At 54.4% G+C, this 6038-nt stretch carries 8 protein-coding genes; 7 read left to right on the top strand and 1 reads right to left on the bottom strand.

Annotation, left to right across the window (positions count from 1 at the left end):
* Positions 1-182: 182 nt before the first annotated feature.
* On the bottom strand, positions 183-680 hold the full coding sequence (locus LWH94_RS07005; protein WP_022987914.1) for a DUF2780 domain-containing protein: 498 nt from the start codon (positions 678-680) through the stop codon (positions 183-185).
* Between the two features lie 227 nt (positions 681-907).
* Here LWH94_RS07005 and LWH94_RS07000 point away from each other — a divergent pair, with 227 nt between their 5' ends.
* The 7 genes from LWH94_RS07000 (at position 908) to LWH94_RS06970 (ending at position 6037) form a co-directional block, all read left to right on the top strand.
* Positions 908-1252: a PBPRA1643 family SWIM/SEC-C metal-binding motif protein gene (locus LWH94_RS07000; RefSeq protein WP_022987915.1), complete on the top strand. Its 345-nt coding sequence runs from the start codon at positions 908-910 to the stop codon at positions 1250-1252.
* 105 nt (positions 1253-1357) lie between these two features.
* Positions 1358-1813 (top strand): GatB/YqeY domain-containing protein, encoded by a 456-nt coding sequence (locus LWH94_RS06995; RefSeq protein ID WP_232901670.1) that lies wholly within the window; start codon positions 1358-1360, stop codon positions 1811-1813.
* 115 nt (positions 1814-1928) lie between these two features.
* Positions 1929-2219, top strand: coding sequence for a type VI secretion system PAAR protein (locus tag LWH94_RS06990; protein WP_022987917.1), 291 nt, complete (start codon positions 1929-1931; stop codon positions 2217-2219).
* 95 nt (positions 2220-2314) lie between these two features.
* Entirely contained in the window at positions 2315-2695 is a 381-nt protein-coding gene (locus LWH94_RS06985; protein ID WP_232901669.1) for a DUF2750 domain-containing protein, read from the top strand.
* Between the two features lie 28 nt (positions 2696-2723).
* Positions 2724-3674: an adenosine deaminase gene (locus LWH94_RS06980; RefSeq protein ID WP_232901668.1), complete on the top strand. Its 951-nt coding sequence runs from the start codon at positions 2724-2726 to the stop codon at positions 3672-3674.
* Between the two features lie 24 nt (positions 3675-3698).
* Positions 3699-4130: a DUF3010 family protein gene (locus LWH94_RS06975; protein ID WP_232901667.1), complete on the top strand. Its 432-nt coding sequence runs from the start codon at positions 3699-3701 to the stop codon at positions 4128-4130.
* 194 nt (positions 4131-4324) lie between these two features.
* The gene (locus tag LWH94_RS06970) at positions 4325-6037 is read left to right on the top strand and encodes a sensor domain-containing diguanylate cyclase (RefSeq protein WP_232901666.1); all 1713 of its coding nucleotides are present in this window, start codon (positions 4325-4327) and stop codon (positions 6035-6037) included.
* The last annotated feature ends 1 nt before the right edge of the window (position 6038 follow it).

Here is a 6038-nt window from a genome sequence, read left to right as displayed (position 1 = left end):
AGTGAAAGTACGCATGAACTAAATGCACTGACTGGGTGAATGGATGTCAGGTGCTATTATATCGCCCAAGGCTTTGTTATTGCAGGCTTTGGATACAGTTTCAGCCGGTTGAACTCACGGATTCAGGAACGAGTAAGTAGTTATATCCGGGGGTGTTCAGAGCACCCCCGGCAGAACTCAGCTTACGGCGCTGGTGCCCATAAGCTTTGCAGCTGTCCCAGCAACGACGAGCCCACTCCCTGGTTACCCAGGAATCCCATCACAATCGGCACAAACTGCTGGATCATGCCTGCGTCCATGCCAAGGGCCGAGAATGCGGTCTGAACACCGTCCATAGAAGTCACGTTGGACAGCAGGCTTTCACCCAGCCCGCCACCGCCGCCCAGCAGGCTGGACAGGCCGGAAGCTTCGCTGGTCAGACTGCTCATGGCGTCTGTACCCAGCTGATTCTGTGCAAGCTGCAACAGGGCTCCGGTGCCGCCAACGGCCTGGGTCTTGGTTACACCAAGGTCATTCTGGAGCTGGCCCACCAATTGCTGGGCTTCGCCAGTGACTTCCGTTGTGGACGAAAGTGCTTGTGTGCCGGTGGCGAGAGCATCGTTCAGGCTGAAGGCGCTAGCGGCTGGGGCCAGCAGGTAGATGCTTGAAACAAGAAGAAACTGTTTGAGAATTGCGCTCATAAGGGTGTCCTGATGATGGGTGGGCAATAGTATGATGCTAATCAATATGGGGGCGACTACAACTTAATAAAAGTTCGGGAAACCGAGACAGCCCCGTTTTTGTCGGCCTGCTGATTTCTGCTTCTGCCTATATCACCAATGCAGCAAGCATGCTAAAACGTCGTCGGCCAGCCGTCGCCAGCACTCCTGGTGGCACCGGGCACTTTTCCATTTCTCAGGATGTCAGCATGTCAGACAAATTTTTCTACAAGGGCCGGCAGGACGCACGTCAGCATCACACTACATATGGCGGCTTCAAAACCAAGGCCAGTCAGAAAAGTGGCAGCAAGAAGTACCCGTTAACACTGGTTGTCACCAGTGAGGCGCGGAAGCAAGAAGTTGAAGCCCTGGTGGCCGAGGCTGGTCTTTTTGCGAATATCACGGTTGATGCCCGTGACGGCGCAGTTGAGTCCATCGCTGAGCTGACCGTACTCTTGAACAAGGTTGAAACCATTACCACAACGAAAGCACCGTCCCGGAATGATCCCTGTAGTTGTGGCAGCGGCAAGAAATTCAAAAAGTGCTGTGGCTGATAGCGGCCACAAATCAAGGCAGCCGGGAAGCGTTCGATACGCGGTATGTCGCTGGTTCTTTGATATTATGTGCGTCTTCCACAACTGACAGAACAGGAGCTCACCATGGCGGAATCATCTCTCAAAGAACAGCTTGGCAACGCTGTAAAAGATGCCATGCGCAACAAGGATAAGGACCGGCTTGTTACACTGCGCATGGCCCAGGCGGCGGTGAAGCAGATCGAGATTGACGAGCGCCGTGAGCTTGGCGACGACGACGTTCTGAAAGTGCTGGATAAAATGCTCAAGCAGCGCCGTGATGCGGCCAGCCAGTATGAGGAAGCGGGTCGTGGTGAGCTGGCGGACAAAGAACGGGCAGAAATGGCCATTATTGAAGAGTTCATGCCCGCTGCTCTCAGCGAAGAAGAGCTTGAAGGTTTGATTCGTGCGGCCATCAGCACCACTGGTGCCAAGGGTATGCAGGATATGGGCAATGTAATGAACGAGTTGCGCCCCCAGGTAACCGGCCGGGTGGATATGGGACAGTTAAGCAAGATGGTGCGGGCTGCGCTGGCCGGTTAAGGCTTGGTTATTGCCGCATTTGTGTTTAGCATTGCTGCTTCATGGGTACTGCAACGGTACCCGTGAGGTCAGAAAATTATGGGCACTCTCCGTCACGGATTGAAGGAGCAAAGGAATGAGTAAGAATGTGGTTTTGTTGGGCGATCTGGGCACAGACCATGAAGGGTTTCCGCCCACCCCGGTGATTGCCGGTTCCCCCGATGTTCTGGTTGATGGCAAGCCTGTCGCCCGTGTGGGCGATCCCCTGGCACCGCACTCCAAGCCCAAGCATCCGCCTCATCCCCGCGCCGTAGCGGCGGGTTCTGCTACTGTGCTGATTAATGGCATCCCTGCAGCCGTTACCGGCAGCGCCGTGTCTTGCGGTGGTGTAACCATCGGCAGCGGTAGTGTGGTGATCGGGAGTTAACTCCCGGGTAAGCAGAGCTGCCTCGGCAGAATTCATGATAGGCTTCGGTTTTAGCACCGCCGTTTCAGGCGGTGGCGTTATTTTATGGAGCCTTCATGAGCGATAACCCCCTGGCGCAGATTCTCGAGATGGACGGCGAGGAGCGATACGATTACTTCCTGGATGCCGTTGTTGAAGAGCGGGAAATCTGGATTCTGGTCAATGCTGATAACCAGTTTCTGAAAATTGTTTCCGACGAAGATGGCGTTGCTTACCTGCCGGTCTGGCCCGGTTCAGAATTTGCTGCTGACTACGCCAAAGACTCCGGCGATCTCTCTCCCAAAGCGGTTTCCTTGCCGGATTTCTTCCGGAAGTGGGTAACCGGCCTGAGTCGCGATGGCCTGGACGTGGGCGTTTTCCCCGGTGGGCAGGGCGAGCTGTGGATTACCTCCCCGGATGAGCTCAAGCGGGACCTGCAAGAACTCATGGCGTTCTGATCACCTCCCTGAATCTCCGGAGATCACTATGGATGATGCCTGGCTCACAGCCTTGCCGAAAGCAGAGCTGCACCTGCACCTTGAGGGTGCCCTTGAACCGGAACTGATGTTTGCACTTGCCCGGCGCAATAATATTGAACTGCCGTGGGCCGATGTAGAGGCACTGCGGCAGGCTTATTCTTTCAACAACCTTCAGGAATTCCTGGACCTGTATTATCAGGGTGCGAACGTTCTGCGCACGGAACAGGATTTCTATGACCTTACCTGGGCCTATCTGCAGAAATGCCATGCCCAGGGCGTGGTGCACGTTGAGCCTTTCTTTGACCCGCAAACCCATACCGAACGTGGTATTCCGTTCGAGGCCGCCATCACAGGCATCGGCACCGCACTGCGTGACGGCCGTGCACAGCTGGGAATAACCGGCGGGCTGATTCTGAGCTTTCTTCGCCATCTGTCGGAAGAGGAAGCCTTTCAGACCTTGGAGCAGGCCATGCCGTTTCGGGATCAGTTCTTTGCCGTAGGGCTGGACAGCTCCGAAAAGGGGCATCCGCCCAGCAAGTTCGAGCGGGTGTTTGCCAAGGCCCGGGCCGAGGGCTTTCTGGCGGTTGCCCATGCCGGCGAGGAAGGGCCGCCGGAGTATATCTGGCAGGCTCTGGACCTGCTCAAGGTCAACCGGATTGACCACGGTGTTCGTGCGGCCGAAGATCCCGCCTTGCTCGACAGGCTGGCGGACGAGCAGGTTCCGTTAACGGTTTGCCCGCTTTCTAACATCAAGTTGTGCGTGTTTCCGGATATGGCGCAGCACAACATTCTTGAACTGCTGGAACGCGGTTTGAATGTGACCGTGAACTCGGATGACCCGGCGTATTTCGGTGGCTATGTGCTGGAGAACTTCACCGCGCTGCGGGACGGCCTGGGCATGACGGAAGACCAGGCCCGGCGGCTCGCCCTCAACAGCATGAATGCCCGGCTGGTTTAACAGCGACTGGTTAAGGAAACTAAAATGATTGTATGTGGCGTTGAACTGACCGGCAGCGATGCGGTGGTGTGTTTGCTGAATCTCGACCGCGGGCAATTCAGCCTGCCGGAGTGTAAGGTTCGCAAGCTGTCGCTGCGCAAAAACCATACTCGCGAAGACCTGAAACAGTTTCAGGCTGACTTCGCGGGCCTGATGGCTGAACACGAGGTTGGTTGTGTGGCAATCAAGGAACGGATGCCCAAGGGCAAGTTCGCCGGCGGGGCCATCAGCTTCAAGCTGGAGGCGACCATTCAACTGATGGCCGGAAACGAGCCGGAAGTCCGGTTGCTGCCGTCTTCCCTGATTAAATCCACACTGGCTTCGAATCCGTTACCCATTCCGTTTGCTGAAACCGGCTTGAAGGCCTTTCAGGAAACCGCCTTTGTCGCCGCCTATGTCGGGCATATGACCAAGTAGCCGGCAATCATTCGGAAAGTAGTCTCTGGAGGTGGCATGGCAAAACTACCCACCCAAGCCCGGCAAAGGGCAACGCTAAAGCGGCTCGAGACATTCAGCCGCTTTATGGATAGCAGCATTATGGGTAGCGACTTTCCATTTTGTGAGTATGGCGGCTACACTTCCGGCTTTCCGTGGGCATAAGGACTCCACCGATGGTATCGTTCCGTGCTGCTTTGTATTTCCTGGTTCTATGGATGGTGAGCATTGTCGTGCATGCAATGCCAACGTTGGACATTGCCCAGGCCGAGGTACGTTTGACGGATTTCACCGTAGAGTACTTTACGGATGACTCCGGGTCGCTGGACTTTTCGTCGGTGCGCCAACAACCCTTCCAGCCAACAACCAGTACAACCACATTAGGAACAAAGGCGACGGTAACCTGGTACCGGGTTGCGGTATTCAACGCCGCAGAGCAGGAGCGTGAGCTCTTCCTGCACCTCCCCAAGGCGTATCATGTGCGTGCTATTGATATCTATGAAGAGCGCTCGCATACACTGATTGACCGCGCCTCGATAGACCTCAACAATGCCTCCGATGCTCCCCTGATGTATCAGGGTACCGTTGTTTACCCTTTTCGAGTGCCGTCAGGAGAAACCACGGTGCTCTATGTTCGTAGTCATGTCTATTCACACCAGTGGTTTTCTCTGGAGATATTCGATGACGAGCATTCCCGTCGGGCTCTGGTAGGCGGTCATCTGGATATTGCCCTGTTGGTCGGAATGATGATTGCTCTGGTGTTTTATAACGGCCTTTTGTACTTCGCTACCAGCAAGAAAGAGAACATTCTCTATTCGCTGTACCTTATCTCGGGGTTGGTGTGGATCGCCTTATCGTACGGCTTGATTGCCAAATCCTTCTCCGCATACGGCGATTCAGTCTTCATATTGAATCTGTCGCTGATCACCATGCCGGTTTTTCTGCTGCTATTTATGATGGCCATATTCGAGACCCGGCAGCACTACCCTACGGAGCACCGTTTCCTGCAGGTTATGTTGGCGTTGCTGGCTGTTACCTTTGCCTATGGGATTTTTGATATTTCGGCAGCGTTGAAGCCCGCCAGCAGTCTGGCAGCATTGATGATGGTGGTAACTTTCTCGGTCAGTATTTCACTGTTTCGCAAAGGCCATCCGTTGGTGAAATTCTTTCTCGTTGGCCACACGTTCTTCGTGGTTTTCAACGGCTTTGCGGTGCTTTACTACAAGGGGTTGATTGAACCGGGTTATATCAGCAGTCATGGCGTTGGTATAGGCATTGTGCTGGAGGCGCTCACGCTGGCGTTTATTATTTCCTACCGGATAAAGATTTTGGAGGATGTTCGATCCAGGCAAGATGAACTGAAGAAGCAGGCAGCTACTGACCCGTTGACGCGACTCTATAATCGCCGCTACTTCATGGCCGAAGCGGGGTATCTGCTAGAGAAAGCAAAGTCGACTGGGGAGCCGTTGTCGGTGATTGCTGTCGATGTCGACTTCTTCAAAGCCGTTAACGATACTCATGGTCACAGTATAGGGGATCAGGTGCTGACGAAGATTTCGGCTATTTTTAAGAAGCACAGTCGGTCCCGTGATCTGGTGGCGCGTTTTGGTGGTGAGGAATTTGTGCTTCTTCTACCTGATGCCGACCTCGCGGAAGCTCGACGTTGCGCTGAGAGGATACGTGAAGCAGTTGCGGGCGAGACCGTCGTCGTTGAAGGTGGTGAGGTGATTCAGGTCACCGTAAGTTTGGGAATTGCAGAAGTGAATGCGCTGGTGGAATCGGTCGAATGCGCCGTAGATCGAGCAGATAAAGCACTTTACAAGGCTAAGGAGCAAGGTAGAAATCGGGTCTGTTGCTATCAGTCCGATGCCCTGACAATAACAACATAAA

This window comes from Marinobacter sp. G11 (genome assembly GCF_021282325.1).
GTDB lineage: Bacteria > Pseudomonadota > Gammaproteobacteria > Pseudomonadales > Oleiphilaceae > Marinobacter > Marinobacter vinifirmus.
The sequence above is the reverse complement of the archived record's forward strand: the minus strand, read 5'-3'. Positions and strand labels throughout refer to the sequence as shown.